Source organism: Candidatus Saccharibacteria bacterium oral taxon 488 (assembly GCA_005697215.1).
Taxonomy (GTDB): Bacteria; Patescibacteriota; Saccharimonadia; order Saccharimonadales; family Saccharimonadaceae; genus Nanosynbacter.
The window spans coordinates 346,093-364,279 of sequence record CP040003.1; the positions used below are offsets into that span (position 1 = coordinate 346,093).

General features: G+C 53.0%; 22 protein-coding genes. 12 read left to right on the forward strand and 10 right to left on the reverse strand.

Annotation, left to right across the window (positions count from 1 at the left end; genetic code table 11):
• Window positions 1-6 precede the first annotated feature (6 nt).
• Window positions 7-1,260: a glycosyltransferase family 4 protein gene (locus FBF24_01755; protein QCT40614.1), complete on the reverse strand. Its 1,254-nt coding sequence runs from the start codon at window positions 1,258-1,260 to the stop codon at window positions 7-9.
• A gap of 44 nt (window positions 1,261-1,304) precedes the next feature.
• Between FBF24_01755 and FBF24_01760 the strand changes: the two genes are divergently transcribed.
• A complete protein-coding gene (locus FBF24_01760) occupies window positions 1,305-2,627 on the forward strand; it encodes a glycosyltransferase family 4 protein (GenBank protein QCT40615.1) in 1,323 nt (440 codons plus the stop codon).
• Here FBF24_01760 and smpB read toward each other — a convergent pair.
• From smpB to FBF24_01780, 4 genes are all read right to left on the reverse strand, one after another.
• Complete coding sequence (gene smpB, locus FBF24_01765; protein ID QCT40616.1) at window positions 2,575-3,054, reverse strand: SsrA-binding protein SmpB; 480 nt, start codon at window positions 3,052-3,054, stop codon at window positions 2,575-2,577. The genes FBF24_01760 and smpB overlap by 53 nt on opposite strands.
• Before the next feature lie 74 nt (window positions 3,055-3,128).
• Window positions 3,129-3,701 (reverse strand): hypothetical protein, encoded by a 573-nt coding sequence (locus FBF24_01770; GenBank protein QCT40617.1) that lies wholly within the window; start codon window positions 3,699-3,701, stop codon window positions 3,129-3,131.
• 271 nt (window positions 3,702-3,972) lie between these two features.
• Window positions 3,973-4,470 (reverse strand): hypothetical protein, encoded by a 498-nt coding sequence (locus FBF24_01775; protein QCT40618.1) that lies wholly within the window; start codon window positions 4,468-4,470, stop codon window positions 3,973-3,975.
• Between the two features lie 57 nt (window positions 4,471-4,527).
• Window positions 4,528-5,103, reverse strand: coding sequence for a hypothetical protein (locus FBF24_01780; GenBank protein QCT40619.1), 576 nt, complete (start codon window positions 5,101-5,103; stop codon window positions 4,528-4,530).
• A 35-nt stretch (window positions 5,104-5,138) separates the two neighbouring features.
• Here FBF24_01780 and FBF24_01785 point away from each other — a divergent pair, with 35 nt between their 5' ends.
• A complete protein-coding gene (locus tag FBF24_01785; GenBank protein QCT40620.1) occupies window positions 5,139-7,055 on the forward strand; it encodes an ABC-F family ATP-binding cassette domain-containing protein in 1,917 nt (638 codons plus the stop codon).
• Window positions 7,056-7,128: 73 nt separating this feature from the next.
• On the opposite strand, the gene FBF24_01790 is transcribed toward FBF24_01785, so the two are convergent.
• A complete protein-coding gene (locus FBF24_01790) occupies window positions 7,129-7,416 on the reverse strand; it encodes an NrdH-redoxin (GenBank protein QCT40621.1) in 288 nt (95 codons plus the stop codon).
• 62 nt (window positions 7,417-7,478) lie between these two features.
• Entirely contained in the window at window positions 7,479-7,715 is a 237-nt protein-coding gene (locus FBF24_01795) for a hypothetical protein (protein QCT40622.1), read from the reverse strand.
• Between the two features lie 39 nt (window positions 7,716-7,754).
• Here FBF24_01795 and FBF24_01800 point away from each other — a divergent pair, with 39 nt between their 5' ends.
• The 10 genes from FBF24_01800 (at window position 7,755) to atpC (ending at window position 14,836) form a co-directional block, all read left to right on the forward strand.
• The gene (locus tag FBF24_01800) at window positions 7,755-8,027 is read left to right on the forward strand and encodes an AtpZ/AtpI family protein (GenBank protein ID QCT40623.1); all 273 of its coding nucleotides are present in this window, start codon (window positions 7,755-7,757) and stop codon (window positions 8,025-8,027) included.
• Between the two features lie 89 nt (window positions 8,028-8,116).
• Window positions 8,117-8,857: a F0F1 ATP synthase subunit A gene (locus FBF24_01805; GenBank protein QCT41166.1), complete on the forward strand. Its 741-nt coding sequence runs from the start codon at window positions 8,117-8,119 to the stop codon at window positions 8,855-8,857.
• 32 nt (window positions 8,858-8,889) lie between these two features.
• Entirely contained in the window at window positions 8,890-9,102 is a 213-nt protein-coding gene (locus tag FBF24_01810) for an ATP synthase F0 subunit C (protein ID QCT40624.1), read from the forward strand.
• Between the two features lie 12 nt (window positions 9,103-9,114).
• Window positions 9,115-9,666, forward strand: a complete 552-nt coding sequence (atpF, locus tag FBF24_01815) for a F0F1 ATP synthase subunit B (GenBank protein QCT40625.1) — start codon at window positions 9,115-9,117, stop codon at window positions 9,664-9,666.
• A 2-nt stretch (window positions 9,667-9,668) separates the two neighbouring features.
• Window positions 9,669-10,067, forward strand: coding sequence for a F0F1 ATP synthase subunit delta (locus FBF24_01820; protein QCT40626.1), 399 nt, complete (start codon window positions 9,669-9,671; stop codon window positions 10,065-10,067).
• Window positions 10,068-10,075: 8 nt separating this feature from the next.
• Window positions 10,076-11,602 carry a F0F1 ATP synthase subunit alpha gene (locus tag FBF24_01825; GenBank protein QCT40627.1) on the forward strand — a complete coding sequence of 509 codons (1,527 nt, stop codon included), beginning with the start codon at window positions 10,076-10,078 and terminating at the stop codon, window positions 11,600-11,602.
• A 3-nt stretch (window positions 11,603-11,605) separates the two neighbouring features.
• Entirely contained in the window at window positions 11,606-12,487 is an 882-nt protein-coding gene (gene atpG / locus FBF24_01830) for an ATP synthase F1 subunit gamma (GenBank protein ID QCT40628.1), read from the forward strand.
• Window positions 12,484-12,933, forward strand: a complete 450-nt coding sequence (locus tag FBF24_01835) for an NUDIX domain-containing protein (protein QCT40629.1) — start codon at window positions 12,484-12,486, stop codon at window positions 12,931-12,933. Before atpG ends, FBF24_01835 begins: the two co-directional genes overlap by 4 nt.
• Before the next feature lie 51 nt (window positions 12,934-12,984).
• Window positions 12,985-14,403, forward strand: a complete 1,419-nt coding sequence (atpD, locus tag FBF24_01840; protein QCT40630.1) for a F0F1 ATP synthase subunit beta — start codon at window positions 12,985-12,987, stop codon at window positions 14,401-14,403.
• A gap of 4 nt (window positions 14,404-14,407) precedes the next feature.
• Complete coding sequence (atpC, locus tag FBF24_01845) at window positions 14,408-14,836, forward strand: ATP synthase F1 subunit epsilon (protein ID QCT40631.1); 429 nt, start codon at window positions 14,408-14,410, stop codon at window positions 14,834-14,836.
• On the opposite strand, the gene FBF24_01850 is transcribed toward atpC, so the two are convergent.
• Genes FBF24_01850 through FBF24_01860 form a run of 3 tightly spaced genes read right to left on the reverse strand, consistent with a single transcriptional unit; the run spans window position 14,833 to window position 17,758 of the window.
• Complete coding sequence (locus tag FBF24_01850) at window positions 14,833-15,699, reverse strand: hypothetical protein (GenBank protein QCT40632.1); 867 nt, start codon at window positions 15,697-15,699, stop codon at window positions 14,833-14,835. The genes atpC and FBF24_01850 overlap by 4 nt on opposite strands.
• The gene (locus tag FBF24_01855; GenBank protein ID QCT41167.1) at window positions 15,696-16,835 is read right to left on the reverse strand and encodes a tRNA-dihydrouridine synthase family protein; all 1,140 of its coding nucleotides are present in this window, start codon (window positions 16,833-16,835) and stop codon (window positions 15,696-15,698) included. The genes FBF24_01850 and FBF24_01855 overlap by 4 nt, the downstream gene beginning before the upstream one ends.
• Before the next feature lie 2 nt (window positions 16,836-16,837).
• Window positions 16,838-17,758, reverse strand: a complete 921-nt coding sequence (locus FBF24_01860; GenBank protein QCT40633.1) for a hypothetical protein — start codon at window positions 17,756-17,758, stop codon at window positions 16,838-16,840.
• Between the last annotated feature and the right edge of the window lie 429 nt (window positions 17,759-18,187).

Genomic DNA, 18,187 nt, shown 5'->3' on the forward strand with positions numbered 1-18,187 from the left:
CGCCTATTATACCGTACGTGCTATCAAGTCGCGGTAAATTGTTAGATATTGGCTTGTCATGTGTTCTGGGCTGAGCTCGGACGCTAGGCGGGATGAGGCGCGGGCCATCTGACGGCGCCGTGTATCGTCGGCCATCTGACGCATCGCCGCCGCCAGCTGCTCGACTGACGGGTCGCGGGCTAGGATGCTGTTATCCTTTGTCGTGCCGACGGTCAGCCGCGGGTCGCAGTAGATGATCGGCAGTCCTGCAGTCACCGCTTCACCGATGGTCATGGCTTGGGTGTCAAAGCCGTGCGACGCCAGGACAAAGACGTCGGCGTTGACGAATGCCTCGGCCATCTGCTTGACGCACGAGACATGCCCGTGAAAGATAATGCCCTGGTGTTTTTCGGCGAGCAGTCGGAGCTTGAGCTGCTTGCCGTCACCGATGATGTGCAGCTCGGCGTTTGGCAGGTCGGCTTGAACAAAGGCACGGATGATGGCGTCAACGCGCTTTTCGGGTGCCAGGCGGCAGACGCTCAAAAAGCGGATGGTACGGTCGGTGCGGTGGCGTTCTGTATGGGCAATGGCGTGGCTGAGAGTAGGATTGACACCGGTTGGTACGATGTGCGAGCGCTCGTCCAGCCACGATGCGCAGTCACTAATTCGCTGGGTCATAAAATCAGCCGGCGCGGTGAACGCATCGACGCGCGAGGCGACGGTCGCCATGGTGTGCCAGTCAAATCGGGCCAAGATCCCCGGTGCGTCGGGGCTTTTCGGTGCAAAGAATACTGGCTGGTTGAGTCGTTTGTCGGCGATCATCGAAATCATTGGATTGATCAAAAATAGATACGCCATCGACCCCCAAAACGCACCGAATGGCTGCGACGTGTGAGTGCCGGCGAGATTGGCGTGAAAGGTGTGAATGTGGGGGATGCCCTGCTCTTTGGCGATGCGCGCTGCCAACATCAGGCCGCCCCGCTCCGTCTGGCTGTGGATGATATCAAAGCGGTGCTGGAGGCAGATACGCCGTGCACTGCGCCGGCCGCATTTGAGGACGCACATGTGCGAGGGTGTGCCCGGGATGTAGAATGAGGGGACGACAACGGTTTTGCAGCCAGTTGGCCGCTCCAAAAAATACCGCGGCGCGAGCAATGTCACCTCGTGCCCCAAGCTAACCAGTTCGCTAATTTGCGTCTGGATTGATCGTCCGATGCCGCCGGATGCCGGATAAAAATCGTCAGTCACCAATGCGATCCGCAGTCGCTGCTGTCTCCTCATAACTTACCCCATTATACCATTTCGTGATATAATGACAGAATTGTATGCGCGTAGGTTTATTCACCGATACCTATCGGCCGTCGATTAACGGCATCGTTTTTGTGGTCGAATCGCTCAAGCGTGAGCTCGAGGCGCTGGGCCACGACGTCTACGTATTCTGCCCCGCCAAGTCAATAAATCCTGCCAAGCAAGCCGAGCTGCTTAACGAAGATCCGGATTCGCACATCGTCCGCTTTCCATCGATCAAGGGTGCGTTTTTTGATGATTACGATACGTCGGTGTTTTTCCCGCCGGCGGTGCAGCGCCGCATCAAAGAGCTGGAGCTGGACATCGTGCATATTTTTACGCCGTCGCAAATCGGGCTGGTTGGCGTCAGCGTAGCGCACAAGCAACAGATTCCCCTCGTCATCCAGCACTGTACCGACATGTACGAGTTTGCTGAGCATTATCCGGCGGTGCTGCCGGGGATCTTGACGCTGGCTGGCGTGGTGCTACCTCTGTCGATTAAGCTCAGGGGCCGTGACTTATTTGAACTGGTCAAGCTATATCGGCCGCGTGGTATCACCAAATGGAACCGGGCCATCATCGAGTGCGTCATCACTATTCTCTACAGCAAAGCCGATGCCGTCATTGCCCTCAGTCGCAAAAGCGTCGCCCAGCTCAGTGGTTGGCAGGACGACGATCATCTGTATGATTTGACATTGCTACCAAATGGTGTCAATGCTCTGCCGCGGCCGTCGGCGGCTCAGCTCAAGGCCTTTCGGGCGCAGTGGGGCCTCAGGGTGTCTGATGAAGTATTTGGCTTCATTGGGCGGCTGGGCGAAGAGAAAAACTTACCGATTCTGATCCAGGCCTTTGACAAGTACGTCGCCAAGGCTCGCCCCAAATCTAAATTGCTGTTCGTTGGCGATTTCGAGTACCGCAAAAAGCTTGAGGAGATGGCGGCCGAGAGCAAGTACGCTGATCGGATCATTTTTACCGGTGCCCTGCCGCGCGAGGAATTAGGCGTAGCGTATCAGGCGCTGGATGTGTTTTGCTTCCCGTCGCTCAAGGATACGCAGGGCTGGGTGCTACACGAAGCGGCGCACGCCCGCAAACCAATTATCATCATTGACACGCAAGTATCCGAGGTAGTGCGTGACGGCGTGAACGGTATCTTCGTAAAAAATCGGCCCAAGGGTATGGCGGATGCTATCATCACACTGCTCCGTTCGCCGGCTCGCCGAGCGAGGTTTGGCGCTGAGAGCAAAAAATTAGCGGCCACGTTCACCGAGCGCCGCCAGGTCCGCAAATTAGAGAAATTATACCGTCGGGTTATCGCCCAGAAAGCTGCCGCCGCGTCTCGCGATCTTGATCGCGCCGCTTGATGGTCTCGCGCTTGTCGTAGGTTTTTTTACCTTTGGCGAGGGCGATGACTACCTTAATGAATTTGCCGCTGGTTAGTAATTTGGTTGGCACGATGGTCATGCCTTGCTGTTTGGCCTCAGAAAAGCGCGCTAATTGGCGTTTGCTGACTAATAATTTCCGCGCCGAGGTGTCAATGCTGCGGGCGTTGGCTTGACCGCGAACGTTCAGCCGTAGCGAAAAACTAGTGTTATTTAGCCACAATTCACTATTTCGCAGACTGACGAACGCCCCCTTTAGCTGCACGTGCCCTTCTCTGGCAGCGCGCACTTCCATGCCCGTCAGCACCAGTCCGGCCACAACTTCCTCGCCCAACTCATAGTCAAATCGCGCTCGGCGATTCACGACGGCGTGAGTGGATGACTTTTTGGTCTTGGTGGGCTTGGTCACTTGATCATTGTAGCATGTAGGCTGGAGCCTTAGCTAGAAGATGATTGGTCTGTCTAGACCGCGTCCCGTTACATCTAATCTAGAGGCGAGAAAAGTCTTTCATTGGGATCTTCTGGCGCTGCAATTTCCTCTTTTGCTAGAATCATCATACTATTCTGTAACTTATTCATGACGTCTGCGATTGCTCCCAGGGCTGCTTGCTTTTGTGACACATCTAATTCATTATCATCACATATGCTGCAAATACGAGCCAGAGCCTCGTCATATAATTGACGAAGTAACCCTGACTTGTCTAATCTAAGGACGGTCGGAAGGGGGGATGGAAGCCCTGCTTCGTCTAACAATGCTTGATGTGCAAGGCGATATTTTGATGCCGCATCGCCTCGTAGTCCAGCTAGCTCGCTTTCGAGGGTACTTTGGATAGCTTCAATGACAATCTCCGCGCCAACAGGATGTGGCATTCCCTGTTCAGGGTTTAGAATTTGCCGCCTAATCAGGTTGAGCTTGTCTGGAGCGTTAATCTTCTCAATTTCGTCCGGAGTAACTATATCAAGTTCGTGTTCAGACGGTGCACCAACGCTAGTGCCGCTGGCTGGGAGGTGTATTTTATCAGTTTCTTCTGGCAATGCTTGTGGTATTGTTTCCATACTCATATTTTCATACTATAACATTGATTATATATAAATGCAATACCTTGTTATTACTTTATCTTATTCTAGCCCGTGCACTTCACTGTTTGTGAAGTCATATTTGGCCTGTATACGAGGGCTAGGACATTGTGGCCGAGTTTCCGCGGCCGCTGAATAGTGGCATTCGCCTCTGAGCGTTTTTTGGTCTTGGTGGGCTTGGTCGCGTGATTATTGTAACATGTGAGCTGGGGCTTCAGTGAGGCTCCAATCTATATACGGCTCAATAGGGTCATTTTTCGGAATCGTTATGCGACTGCTTTGATAATTCGTCTAATGTGTGCTGAATGCGACCCTTACAATCAAGCAGCAAGTTAGTTAGGTCGTGAAGTTGCTCACGACGCTTCTCGTCAGTGCTAGTACCAGATAGTATTTCTTCCATTTGCGCGTCAACGAGAGTGTATAATTGATCTTGGAAACCCTCGCTATGTTCATAGTCGCAGAGTGCATCGTATGCATCGTCTAATCCAACTCTATCGCTAGTAAATCCCTGTTCAGCATCTTTAGTAGTGTACCGTGCGATAATCCCTTGCTCAGTCCGGCGCACTACCTTTATCAGAATATTGAGGTTTGACCGGATCAACCTCAGATTATCTGCATATTTGCGGGTTTGGAGATCTATATCATGGCAGAGTTCATAAATATTGGCACTCTGGCTCTCGGGGGTTGCCTCCTCTTCAGGAGGGATAATCGTAGTATGTGGTGCTTGTGGTGTCGTCTCTCTATTCATAGTTCTATACTATAACATTGTTTAAGTATAAATGCAAGACTTGGCCACTACTTTGTCTTATTCAAGCTCGTGTACTTCACCGGTCGTGAAGTCCCATTTGGCATTATGCTGACACTGGCATACGAGAGTCAGGGCATTATGGCCGAGTTCTCCGACTGCTGGATGGTGGCATTTGCCTCTGATAGCCCAGCCAAGTAGCCGTACTAATGAGGGGTAATTGTCGATGTGATTCATAATAACTGATTGGTTAGCAGACCTCTCGATTGTATTAACGAGTCGTAATACAGAAAGGTCTGGCTTAAACTCTGGGTGTTTCTCGAGTAAGTGTGCTATATTCGCAATATTCTCAAGAATATCACAAATATCGACAGTCTCGTCGAGGTTTTCGAGCTGGTTGGTGGCGGCGCGGAACTTTTCGTTGAGGCGCTGGTAACTAAGGAGGCTGCTACTTTCTGATCGTTGGATGTAGGCTTCTGTCAGTGATATGATTACGCCTTCGGTGGCAGCTACATTAGCTTCATTGTGACTTGGTGGTACTTCCATGTCTGATACTGGTGGTATAGCGCGATCTCCGGCAATGGTCTTGAATGGTATAATTCTGGCCTTGCCGTGGTCTGCTTCTGTTCTTGGCATGTGTTAAATAATACGATGTAATTACAGAAAAGTCAATGATTCACATCGCGATATGCTACAATATCCCAAGCATGATAGCCGACATTCACATCACCGAGAAGAGTTTTGGCGACAAGACGTTGATGCGCGACGTCAAGTTCAGTGTGGATGACGGCGAGAAGGTCGGCGTGGTCGGCCGCAATGGCGTCGGTAAGTCGACGTTGTTTGGCATCTTGGCGGGTACGGACACTGATTATACTGGCGAGGTGATTTTTCGCCGCGGCATCACCGTGGCTAGTACGGCGCAGGAGCATCATGGTTTGGGCGATCAGACGGTGCTGAGCTACATCTTGGCGGGGCTGCCAGAATATGCGGCCTTAAAGAAAATCATTGACGAGTATCCCGAGACCATGGGCGATAATATGCGCAAAATCGAGGAGTACACCCAGGCGCTGGAGCGATTTGACCAGAAAGGGTTTTACCAGATTGAGGAGAAGATTGAGCGGGAGCTTGATAATTTTCAGCTGAGCGGATGCAGCGAGCGGCCGCTTGGTTCCCTGTCGGGCGGTCAGAAGCGGCTGGTGGAGATTGTGAAGATTATGCATGCGGAGGCGCATTTGGCGCTGATTGACGAGCCGACTAATCATATGGATTATGTGGCCAAGCAGCAGTTCATCGACTGGATGAGCTCGCAGCCGCGCCAGGCCATGCTGATCATCACGCACGACCGCGATGTGCTGGGTCGAGTGGATCGGATTATTGAGCTTAAAGACGGCCAAGCGGTCAGCTACCGCGGTAATTATGATGCCTATCTCAAACAGAACGCTCAGGCGACGGCGGCGGGCATGAATAATTTTGAGCAGGTCGAGAAGCGGATGACTAACCTTCGGCAAAAGGTGCTGGATTATCAGCGGCTAAAGGAAAAGTCGCGCAACCCCGGCACCATCCAAAAGTTCAAGCGGCTGGAGAATGAGGCGCGGGCCGAGCTGGCGGAATTATCAGAGATGGACAAGCCGACGTTTTGGATTGATAAGGATTCGGCTGAGCAGCTTGATTATAAATCGGCTGAGCGCTACGGCAAGTTCAAGGCGCGCAATATTCGGCTCTCGATGAAGGATGCGGCCAGTCGCAGTCAGCATGTGCTGGTGCGAGTTGAGGATGCGGCAGTTGGGGTTGGCGAGCGGCTATTGTTTGAGGGCGTGAATATTGATCTGCGTGAGGGTGAAGCGGTGGAGCTGCGCGGCCGTAATGGCGCTGGTAAGACGACGCTGATTCGGATGTTGTTGGGGCAGCGAGGAGGTTCGGATTCTAGTCTCTCCGACAAGTCGATAGTTCTGCAGACGGCGTTGCCGGATGCATTCGACTTGGAGGAGACGGCTGGAAAACGAACCGCAGCAGCCGCTCCACCGTCCGCCGCCAGAGTACACTCTTCGCTCAAATCTCCACTGGAGATTTCTCGCGAGCGTTCGGCTGAAACGTCCGCTCCTCGCGAACGTTTCACAGTCTCTGGCGGAGGAGGTGTCGCGGCTGCTGCCCCTATCCTCTACTCCGGCAACCTCTTCCTCGACCCGCAGGTGCGGGTGGGTGTGTATGAGCAAGAAATTGATGAGCGGTATTTGGCGGATCCGCTGGAAGTGGCGATTGAGAAATTATACCTTAGCCGCGACCTGCCGATTTCTGATACCAAAATTCGCCAATTGCTAGCCGATTATCTGTTTACCGAAGCAGATCGGATGACGCCATTAGCGCGCCTGTCGGGTGGCCAGAAAGCGCGCTTTCAGATCATTACCATGCTGGCGAATGACCCGCAGCTGCTGATTTTGGACGAGCCAACCAACCATCTTGATTTACCAAGCATTGAGGAGTTGGAGACGGCGCTGGCGAAATATTCTGGCGCCATCCTCTATGTCAGTCACGACAACTATTTCCGCCAAGAAATCGGTGGTGAGGTGGTACAAATCGGTGCAGTATAAGGAGTGTGCTAATGAAAAACCTGCTGCCAGTAAGTTCCTAGGCAGCAGGTTTTTTGGCGTCAATCAGTGATATTTACTCGCTCATCAAACCATTCTTCTTCAGCGCATCCTGAAGCTTCGGCCGGTCGAATCCCAGGATGACCTCGCCGCAAACATCAGTCACTGGTACGCCCTGGAAATTGCCGCCGTTTTTACTGAGCAATTCTTCCTTGGCGCTTGGATCAGCCTCGATGTCCTTGGCGACAAAATCGATGCCGAGTTTTTTTAGCCACTCCATCTCGGTGTGGCAGAATGCGCACCAGCTGGTGCTGTAGACGGTGACTTTAGCGTCTTGGTGATTGGCCGTGTTATCTTCGCTCATAACTTCCCTCCTTATGGCTTTTCTCTATTGTAGCATAAGCATCGGTGCCTCGGCAATGCTATCTAGTCTCGGGACACCCGACTCGTTAAGTGCCAGCCGTCACACCCCCGGCAATAATACACGTCTAGTTCCAGCTTTGGTGACATCAGCTCCTGCGTATCAGCCGCTCGCCTGGCGATCTGCTCGGTGGCGAAGCGACGCTTGCGCCGGCACGTGTCATGATCGGTGATCGGCAGTATCGGCTTGACGAACGTTCGGGCTGATTTTGGTTGATTTTTCGGGTAATTTCGCCGTGGCATCTTGTCAAGAGTATAGCATGTTGCTATAGTGACAGAGTAATGGCTGAGAGACCAGATATTGAGAATGGCGTGACGACAGCGACGGAAGTGGCGGCGGCTCGGGTTATTCTCGGGACGATCGGCGACACAACGTGGCGGATGTTTGTGCCGAGCATCGGCTGTACGCTGCTGGGTGTGTGGCTGGATAGTGTGTTTGGCTTGAAGCCGTGGCTGATGTTTGCTGGCGTGGTACTTGGCTTTGTGGGCGCGTATCTACTGGTGAATAAGCAGCTGGGGCGTGTGAAACGAAAAAAGGAGCGTAAAAAGATATGATGCAACTATTTGCCAGTGCCGGTCCGCACATTTCAGTCAAGGCTGATGAAGTAGCGAATGTTTTAGGTGTGTCGATCACCAACTCGCACATGCTCGGTGCGCTGGGGCTGATCGTTTTGGTGTGGCTGATGTTTCGGACGCGGGCGGCAGCGCTGGGCAAGAAAAAGCATACTTTCGCAACGAAGTTGATTCACTGGACATTTGATGGGCTGTATAACACGGTTCGCCAAGTCATCCCAGACCAGACATGGGCGCGTCGAGTGGCGCCGCTGTGCATCACTATATTCTTTTTCGTGGTGGCGCAGTATTGGCTGGGACTGCTACCGATTGTCGGGCCGATCACCGTGGGTAGTCATGGTACGCCGCTGTTTCGTGGTGGCGTGGCTGATCTGAATATGACGTTTGGCCTGGCTATCGTGACCATTATCGCCGCACAAGTGTACGCCTTCAAATACCTTGGCTTTAGGGGTAATATGGGTCGCTACTTTGTTAATCCACTGCGCGATCCGATCATGGCGTTTGTCGGCATTCTGGAGCTGGTGGCGGAGTTCTCGCGCCTGCTGGGGCTGAGCTTCCGTCTGTTTGGTAATGTGCTGGCGGGCGAGGTGCTGCTGATTATGATCGCCTTTTTGACGCAGTTTATTTCCCCGGCGGCGCTCCAGCCATTTTATCTGTTTGAGCTGTTCATCGGTGGTATTCAGGCGTACATTTTCTTTATGCTGTCAACGGTATTTATTTCACTGGGGCTGGCTCACCACGACACGCACGAGCCGACTGATCATGCTCATTCACCTGCTGATACGACGAAACTCGCGGCGGCGAATGATTAGAAAAGTAAAGTATTAAATAAAGGAGAAATTATATGAAAGAATTAGCATTTGCACTCACCTACGCCATCCCAGCTGCGCTGGCAGCGATCGGCGCTGGTATCGTCGGCGCGGCAGCGATGAACGCGGCTGGCCGCAACCCAGAGAAAATTAACGATTTACGCACCATGATGATCCTCGGTATTTCGTTCATTGACGCCCTGGCGATCATCGGTTTCGTGGCGGCTATCGTCGGCAAAGTTATGTAATTTGAGAGGTAAATTGTGGAGACTATATTGACACAATTTGCAAGTGCCGAAGCACACGCGGCCGAAAAGGCTGACCTGTTCAGTTCGCTGGGCATTGACTGGAAGCTGCTGATCTTGCAGACGGTGGCGTTCTTGATCTTGCTGGTGATTCTGCGCAAGTGGGTATATCCACCGCTGGCAGCGATGCTCGACAAGCGCGAAAAAGACATGCGCACAGCCGAAAAGGCAGCGCAGTCGGCGCGTGATAACGCTGATAAGGCTGAAAAAATGACCAACGAGTTGATGCGAAAAGCTCGGGCGGAGGCCAGTGATATCGTGGCGGCAGCGCGCGAGGAGGCGGCCTCGGTCGTCGAGCAGGCCGCCGCTAAGGCGACTGCCAAGTCTGAGACCATCGTTAGCGCGGCGCAGGCAGAAATTGCTAAGGAAGTTGAGCAGGCTAAGAAAGCGTTGCACAATGAAACGCTGGAATTGGTAGCCGAGGCGACTGGCAAGGTTTTGCACGAAAAGGTTGATGCTAAGGCGGACGCCAAGCTGATCGCAACTGCGGTCAAGGAAGTCGCCTAGTCATGGCGCGGACGCTTCGGCGAAAGTTGGCGCAGCATGCGGCCGAGCGGCTGCTGGCGGGTGACGCAGCAGTGATTGATGAATTAGCGGCGCTGATCATAGCCGAGCGGCGCGAGCGAGAGGTTGATCTGTTGGTGCAGGATATTGAGGCGAAATTGGCTGAGCGTGGGACGGTTGTGGCGACGGTGGAGAGCGCGACACCGTTGGACACGGTAACAAAGGATAAGATTAAAAATCTATTGTCGTCTAAAACAAACGCCAGCAACCAAGATATTAACGTGTTGCTGCGTGAATCAATTGACCAGGCGCTCATCGGCGGCTTTAAACTGCGGACGCCAACCGCAACGCTGGACGCGACAATTGCCAAGAAATTAAACGACTTGCGGGCGAAGAAAATCTAGGAGGAAAAATGAGCAAGATTGATGTGACAGAACTAGCCAAAAGCCTGCGGGAAAAAATCGCGCAGCTGGAGGCGACGGAAGGACTAGAGGACGCTGGTGTAGTTATCCGCGTTGGTGACGGCGTGGCCTGGGTGCACGGCCTCAGTAAAGCTGGCTATAGCGAAGTACTAGAGATTGAGACTGATGGTGGCGTGGTGGAAGCGTTTGCCCTGAACTTGATGGAAGATGAAATCGGTGCGGTGATCCTCGGCGGCGAAGAAAAAGTCAAGGCTGGCGCCAGTGTCCGCCGCAAGGGTGCGGTGTTGGACGTACCAGTTGGCGAGGAGCTGCTCGGCCGGGTGGTTGACCCGCTAGGTCGGCCGCTAGATGGCGGACCAGCTATCAAGACGAAGCAGCGCGGGCTGATTGAGCGCCCAGCCATCGGCGTGATGGGTCGTAAGTCGGTGCACGAGCCGCTGATGACCGGTATCATGTCAATTGACGCCATGTTCCCAATCGGTCGCGGGCAGCGCGAGCTGATCATCGGTGACCGCCAGACGGGAAAGACGGCCATTGCTATCGACACCATGATCAACCAGGCACGGCAAAAAACTGGCGTGGTCAACGTCTACGTGGCGATTGGACAGAAATTATCAAAGATTGCGCGGTTGGTTGACCGCCTGAAAGAAGAAGGCGTGATGGAGCAAACCATCGTGGTGGCGACCAGTCCGTCGGATGCAGCTTCCCTGCTATACTTGGCGCCATATGCTGGTACGGCCATGGGTGAATATTTCCGTGACAACGGCGGCCATGCGCTGATGATTTATGACGATTTGACCAAGCACGCCGTGGCCTACCGCCAGATGTCGCTCTTGCTCCGTCGTCCACCGGGACGCGAGGCCTATCCTGGTGATGTCTTCTACCTGCACTCTCGCCTGTTGGAGCGCTCAGCCAAGTTGTCGGACGAATTGGGTGCTGGCTCACTAACTGCCCTGCCGATCATCGAGACGCAGGCTGGCGACATCTCGGCGTACATTCCAACCAACGTGATTTCCATCACCGACGGTCAGATTTTCCTGGAAACCGATTTGTTCTATCAAGGTATTCGCCCAGCTATCTCTGCCGGTCTATCAGTTTCCCGTGTTGGTGGTGCTGCTCAGACGAAGGCGGTTAAGTCGGTCGGTGGTAACTTGAAGCTCGGTCTTTCACAGTTCCGTGAGTTGGCGTCGTTTGCGCAGTTTGGCTCGGACCTGGATGACGCGACCAAGGCGCAAATTGACCGCGGTCAACGCCTGACTGAACTGCTCAAGCAGCCGCAGTATCAGCCGATGAGTGTCTGGGAGCAATTTGTCAGTATTCATGCGGTGACTAGCGGCGCGTTTGATAGTGTGCCGGTCGCTAAAATTAAGGAAGCGCAGGCTGGTCTGCTAACGTACCTCTGGAACAATGCCAAGGACGCCATGCGCGAACTCAACAAGGGCGCCAAGCCAACCGACGAGCAACTCCGGGTCATTGACGAGGCAACCCAAGTGGCAGCGAAAGGGTTTGAGGAGTAATTCATGCCGAGTACTCGTGCGCTGAAAAATCGTATTCGCTCGGTGGACTCGACCAAGCAAATCACCAAGGCGATGCAGTTGGTGGCCGCCAGCAAGATGCGTCGTTCGCAAGAAGCGGACAAGGCCTCGGCTCCCTACACTATGGCAGCCGAGGAGCTGCTGAGCTACTTGGCGAGTCAAGGTGCGACGGATAATCATCCGCTGTTCAAACGCCGCAAAATTACCAAGCGTCTAATCATCGTCATTGCCAGCGACAAGGGTCTGGCTGGCGCATATAACACCAATGTTTTGAAGAAATATCTGGAGCTGCTGAAGCGTGATGATGAGCGCGGCATCGAGAACTTGACCTTGACTATCGGCCGTCGGGCTTCGCAATTTGCCTCGCGCCTGAAGGATACGAAGATTATCGGTACGTACGAGGACCTGCCAGATCAGCCGTCTGGACTCACCTTTCACACGATTTTGAATACCGCCATTAGCATGTTTGAGAATGGCGAGGTTGACGCGGTGACGCTGGTGTACACGCGGTTTGTCAATAGTATGGTGCAGACGGCGGAGCTGTCGCGCTTGCTGCCGGCGGGTACTAAAGCCTTGATCGACCCAAGTGAAGTCTCGAACACGGTTTCTGATGCCAAGTACGAGCCGAGCATTCCAGAGGTGCTGGACGCCGTGGCGAATCGTTTGACGGGCGCGCGATTATTGCAAGCGTTGCTGGACGCTCGCGCCAGTGAGCACTCTATGCGGATGATGGCTATGAAGAATGCGACGGATAATGCTTCTGACCTGGTGGATGATCTGACCTTGGCGATGAACAAAGCTCGCCAAGGTGCGATCACTCAGGAGTTGGCAGAAATTTCCGGTGGCGTGGAGGCGATGGAACAATGATGAATAACACAACCCTATTCGTCAGTACTGTTGTCGTAAAAGACGGCAAGCTATTGGTTGTTCAGGAGGGCAAAGATAACTACGGGCAATTAGGCACGTGGAATTTTCCGGCGGGACATGTCGAGCCGGGCGAAGGCTTGGTGGAGGCGGCGGTACGCGAAGCGAAGGAAGAGTCTGGCTACACAGTTGCAATTGACGGTGTTCTGTCGGTGCTGTTGAAAAATACTGATTCTGGCAGCTCGCTGGTTGTGTTTTTTCTGGGACACATTGCCGATGATTATCCTGCCCCGCGCGAAGAAGGAATCCAGCAGGTTGACCTCGTGACGTTAGAGGCTTTAGAGAAGCTAAACTTGCGTTTTCCTGATGATATGATAGAACCAGCTCGTCGAGCGCTGTCGGATAAGAGTTATTCTTTGGATATAATTATGGATTATCAGGAGGCGTAGACGCAATATGAAAAGTGAGATTAATACAAAGGAAGTGTGGAGGAAAAATTGATGAGTAAAACACTAGGAAAAATTATTCAAATCGTTGGCGTGGTGGTCGATGTGGAGTTTCCACGCGATGTTAAATTGCCGGCAATTTATGACGCGTTGCATGTCAAGAATGATAAAGAGACGCTGGTGTTGGAAGTAGCGCAGCACCTCGACGAGCACACCGTGCGGACGATTGCTCTGTCGTCGACCGACGGCTTGGCTCGCGGTGCGGAAGTGGTGGCGACTGGTGCGCCGATTTCTGTGCCGGTGGGCGCCGAGACTCAGGGGCGCATGTTCAACGTGGTTGGTGAAGCGATTGACGAGAAACCCCAACCAAAGGGTAAAACCGCGCCGATTCACCGCCCCGCTCCAGATCTGAGTGAGCAATCGAACAAGACAGAGATTTTGGAAACTGGAATTAAGGTTGTTGACCTCATCGCGCCGCTAGCCAAAGGTGGTAAAGCTGGTCTGTTCGCCGGCGCTGGTGTTGGTAAAACCGTCCTGATCACCGAGCTGATCAACAACATTGCCAAGTTCCACTCTGGTAACTCGGTGTTTGCCGGTGTTGGTGAGCGTACTCGTGAAGGAAATGACCTGTACTATGAGATGGAAGAAGCCGGCGTGCTGGACAAGACCTCGCTGGTGTTTGGTCAGATGAACGAGCCACCTGGAGCACGTTTGCGCGTGGCATTGTCGGGTCTGGCGATGGCCGAAGCCTTTCGTGACGAAGGCAAAGACGTGCTGCTGTTTATCGATAATATTTACCGCTACACCCAGGCTGGTGCTGAGGTGTCGGCGTTGCTGGGTCGCTTGCCAAGTGCGGTGGGTTACCAGCCAAACTTGCAGCAAGAAATGGGTGCTCTGCAGGAGCGCATTACTTCGACGAAAAAGGGTTCGATTACCTCTGTTCAGGCGGTGTATGTGCCAGCCGACGACTTGACCGACCCAGCGCCAGCGACGACCTTCGCCCACCTGGATGCGACCATCGTGATGAACCGTGCTTTGACGGAAATTGGTATCTACCCAGCTGTTGATGTGTTGGACTCCAGCTCTAGTTCGCTCGACTCAGAAATCGTTGGCGAGGAGCACTACCGCGTAGCACGCGAAGTTCAGCGAGTGCTGCAGCAGTACAAAGAATTGCAGGACATTATCGCCATCCTTGGTATGGAAGAATTGTCAGACGACCAGAAGCAAATCGTTGCTCGGGCTCGCCGCATCCAGCGTTTCTTGGCGCAGCCATTCCACGTGGCCGAGAAATTTACTGGCAACCCTGGCGTGTACGTCAAGTTAGAGGACACCATCCGCGACGCAGCTGACATCTTGGCTGGTAAATACGATGACAAGCCAGAAAGCTGGTTCTACATGGTGCAAGGTACTTTGAGCGATCAAGTCGCCCGTGATGCCGAACGTGCAAAGCAACCAGAGGCAAAGAAGGATTAGTCTGATGAATCTAAAGCTGGTAACGCTCGGTGGTGTCAAGCTGGAAGAAGCGGTCTATTCGGTGACTATTCCGACGATTGATGGCGAGATTTCGGTGCTGCCGAGCCACGAGCCGCTGGTGACGGTGGCCAAGGACGGCGTGATCACCGTACGCCGGCGTCAAGAAGACCCCGACAATCAGTTGGAGTATTTCGCAATCTCCGGCGGCGTGGTGAAAATTGATTATTCATCGGTGCAGATCCTGGTGGACGAAGCGGATCATGGCGACGACATCATCGAGGCGGAAACGCAGGCGGCCCTGGAGCGCGCCATCAAGGCCCGCGACGAAGCCGGCGACCAAGTCGAGCGCGAAAAAGCCAAACAGCTCATCGACCGGCACATGGTGCGGCTAAAGGTAGCGGATTTGCATCGGCGCAAGCGACGACAGCATTAGTAGCGATCGTTCATGACATCACTGATGTTGATGGCTAGGCAGGCGATGATTTCACGCATTGTCTGTCTTTTGCTGTGAGGAAATATATTGTCAATTTGATCATGATATGGCCGCAAGAATAGACTTTCAACCTGCTCTTCTGTTGGGTAGGGTATTTGCTTGCCATATCGTGATAACGAGCTTAGATACAATGATAAATCCTCGCCAAATTTGTACGGGTCGCTCTGTTTTTTGACATCAGTTAGGTCAATAATGCGCGGCTGCTGGGTTATGTCATAGGCTGTGTTCTTAACTTGAAAATCACCATGATGCAATCCTTTGTCGTGCAGTATTATGAGGCTTTGTGCTGCTATACTAAGTGCTAGAGACATGCTAGAATCAGCAGGTCTTTGGTGTTCGTTGCTTCCCCATAGAATATTATCACAGCTTGTCACGCCTTGTTCAAACTTTGTTATGGTGCAGATTTTATTCTTGCCCTGTTCGTATTCTTCTCGTAAAAAGCCGATTGGTTCGAACGTTATATGTCCATCTTTATTAAGTTGCACTGCTGTACGATAATCACGGGTGGCTAGCCATTCAACATCAAAAGGTTTAATGGCTATGGGCTGGGTACTGAGAGTTTCATTTTCTCCTAGTGCAGATAGATCTGCAAAATGTACTTTCTGCAAGCTATCATCGCGTCCTACTTTATAATCTTCTCTTGAGGTAAGTGCGGCGGCTGTCGCCGAAGAGGCTATGATCTCATTATTGTCAGAGACTAATAACAGATGATCTGTAGGTAGCTGCTGTAATCGGGGTGTTAAACCTTTTGTTGTTTGCTCGGGATTAATAGATGATAGTGGAACTCTGCTCATTTCACTCATGTTTCTATTATATCATAAGTATTATATTTTTCAAGTATCTGGCGAACTTCGTCGGTGTTTTTGGTGTGCATTAATTGGTCGCGTAGCTCCTTGGCGCCGTCGAAGTCGCGGATGTAGATTTTGAAGAAGCGTTTCAGGGTTTCAAAGGGGTGGCCGAGGGTTGGTTGGTAGTGGTCAAAGAGGTCGAGATGGTAATGTAATAAGGCGATTAGTTCAGATTTGTGTTCTAAAGCATTGGTGAACGGCGTATCGTTCTGATTTGAAGCGTACTTTTCTTCGCTTAAATCTCCACCGGAGATTTGGCGTGAGCGTGTCGTCGGTGCTGGTACATCTGGCGCGAGCGGCATCTCAGAAAAAATCTGGGCAACTTTACGTGGGTCCCGGATTATTTTCTGAGATGTCCAAGCGCCGGTACAGGCAAAGCAAAACGGATCGCTGAAAATTCCCCGCCCGATCATGATGCCGTTGACACCGGGATGTTGACGGACTAGTTCTAGACCATGGGCTCGGTCGCGGATGTCGCCGTTGATGGTTAGCAGCGTTTGCGGGGCGATGTCGTTGCGTAAGGCGATGATATCGTCGATGAGCTCGTAGTGCGCTGGGACTTTGCTCATTTCTTTTTTGGTGCGCAAGTGGATAGTTAGGTTGGCGAGGTCTTGTTGTAACAATGTTGCAATCCAGTCGTGCCACTCGTCGACCTGGCTGTAACCTAGGCGGGTTTTGACGCTGACCGGCAGCCCGGCGGTTTTGGCGGCTTGGATGGCAGCTACGGCGATGTCTGGACGACGGATCAGTGCGGCCCCGCCTGACTTGATAGCAGATTTGGCGGGACAACCCATATTGATGTCGATGCCGTCAAAACCGAGCCTGGCGCAATGGCTGGCAAATTGCTCCATATCACCCGGCTCGCCGCCCCAGATTTGGGCGACTAGTGGATGCTCATCATCGGTTTTGACCAGCCGCCCGGCGATGGCCTTGTCACCAGCGTGCACCCAACCGGTGGCATTGGCGAATTCGGTGAAAAACACGTCGGGCGCGCCCGCCTGTTTCACGACATGGCGAAACACTACGTCAGTGACGGCTTCCATGGGCGCCAAGATGAAAAATGGCTGCGGTAGATTGTCCCAGCATGTCATGTTCACGTCACCAGTCCTTTGCTAAACAATATACTTTCCGCGATAAATAGACGTAGTGCCTCCAGCTCGCCGCGAACCTGCGCTCGCTCTAGATAGGTATAGTACGCTCGCTTGCGCTCTTTGGCGACGAGGGGTGGCACCAACCCCAGTTGCAGGGCCTGGACAAAGAGCAAGAGTCGCCCGGTGCGACCGTTGCCATCGCTAAATGGATGGATTTTTTCAAATGTCGCATGAGTGCGGGCTAGCCATTCTATCGACTCTGTTTTGGGCGATTTGTTCATTTCGTCAATACACTCGGACATTGCTTCAGTGATGCGCAGATGGTTTACTGTTGTGACGCGACTACCCATGATGCGCACACCGTGCCGGCGGTAGAGTCCGGCGTCAGACACCAGCGTATTCATCAGTCGGACGTGCGTTTGCAAGATCAGCTCTTCGCTCCACGTAAAATGTGCTCCCTCTTTGTGTAAGGCATCCAGCAGAAAATAGAGCGCAGTACGGTGGTTACGGGCCTCTATCTGTTCGCGCGCTGTCTTGTTGGCGAGAACGCGATTATCATCGTTCAGCACCTCTGCGACGTCTGCTAGGGTCATTGTGCTACCCTCGATCGTGTTCGTGTGGTAGGTCAAGTGGAGCGTCAGGATGTCAAGTAGTTCTTGATTCGCCAGGAGTGTCCGGATCGTCATGCGGCTGGCCTGGGCGGCACGTTCAGTAGCGAGGCGCTTCGCCTCGTCGATGGTGTCCTGCCCGATCATCTCTTGATGTAATAGCTGAATATTCGCCAGGTTTTTGGCGCGCGGCGACATGTGTTGGTGTACCCAGGCGTTGAGTGTACGCACCGGCACATCTAAGCGACGTGCCAGTTGTTCTTGGGTGAGGCCTGTCCGCACCAGAATTTCTTGGAGTAATTGCGCTGCGTTCATGTCGTGATATTACCAAAACATCATGATGTTTGTCAAATAGCACGATGTTTGCTAGGAGTCTGATGGTATGGTGGCGAGGGTCTTTTGGATATACAAGTGGCTACCCCTGCCCGACAATCACCGCCAAAAGGTGAAATCCCCGCGTCATCGTTGACGCGGGGGTGGTGGACTCAAGCGGTTCTGCTCGGAGCGGCCCGGAGGGCTGCTACACGAGTGAAGCTCGCGAGTCCTGAGGATTTAAGGCCCCGCGACCAGGTGAATTGTTCGTTCTCCCGGAGTTACTGGTCGCGGGGCGGAGGTTACCTATCTTATAGATACCTCCTTTCTCCCCCTTTCGGGGGGATCCTTCCCGGGACTTTCCTGGGAAGAGTGAAGGTGGAAAACAACGTTGTTCTCGCAACAAACTGACAGGCTGTGGGGGCTGTCAGT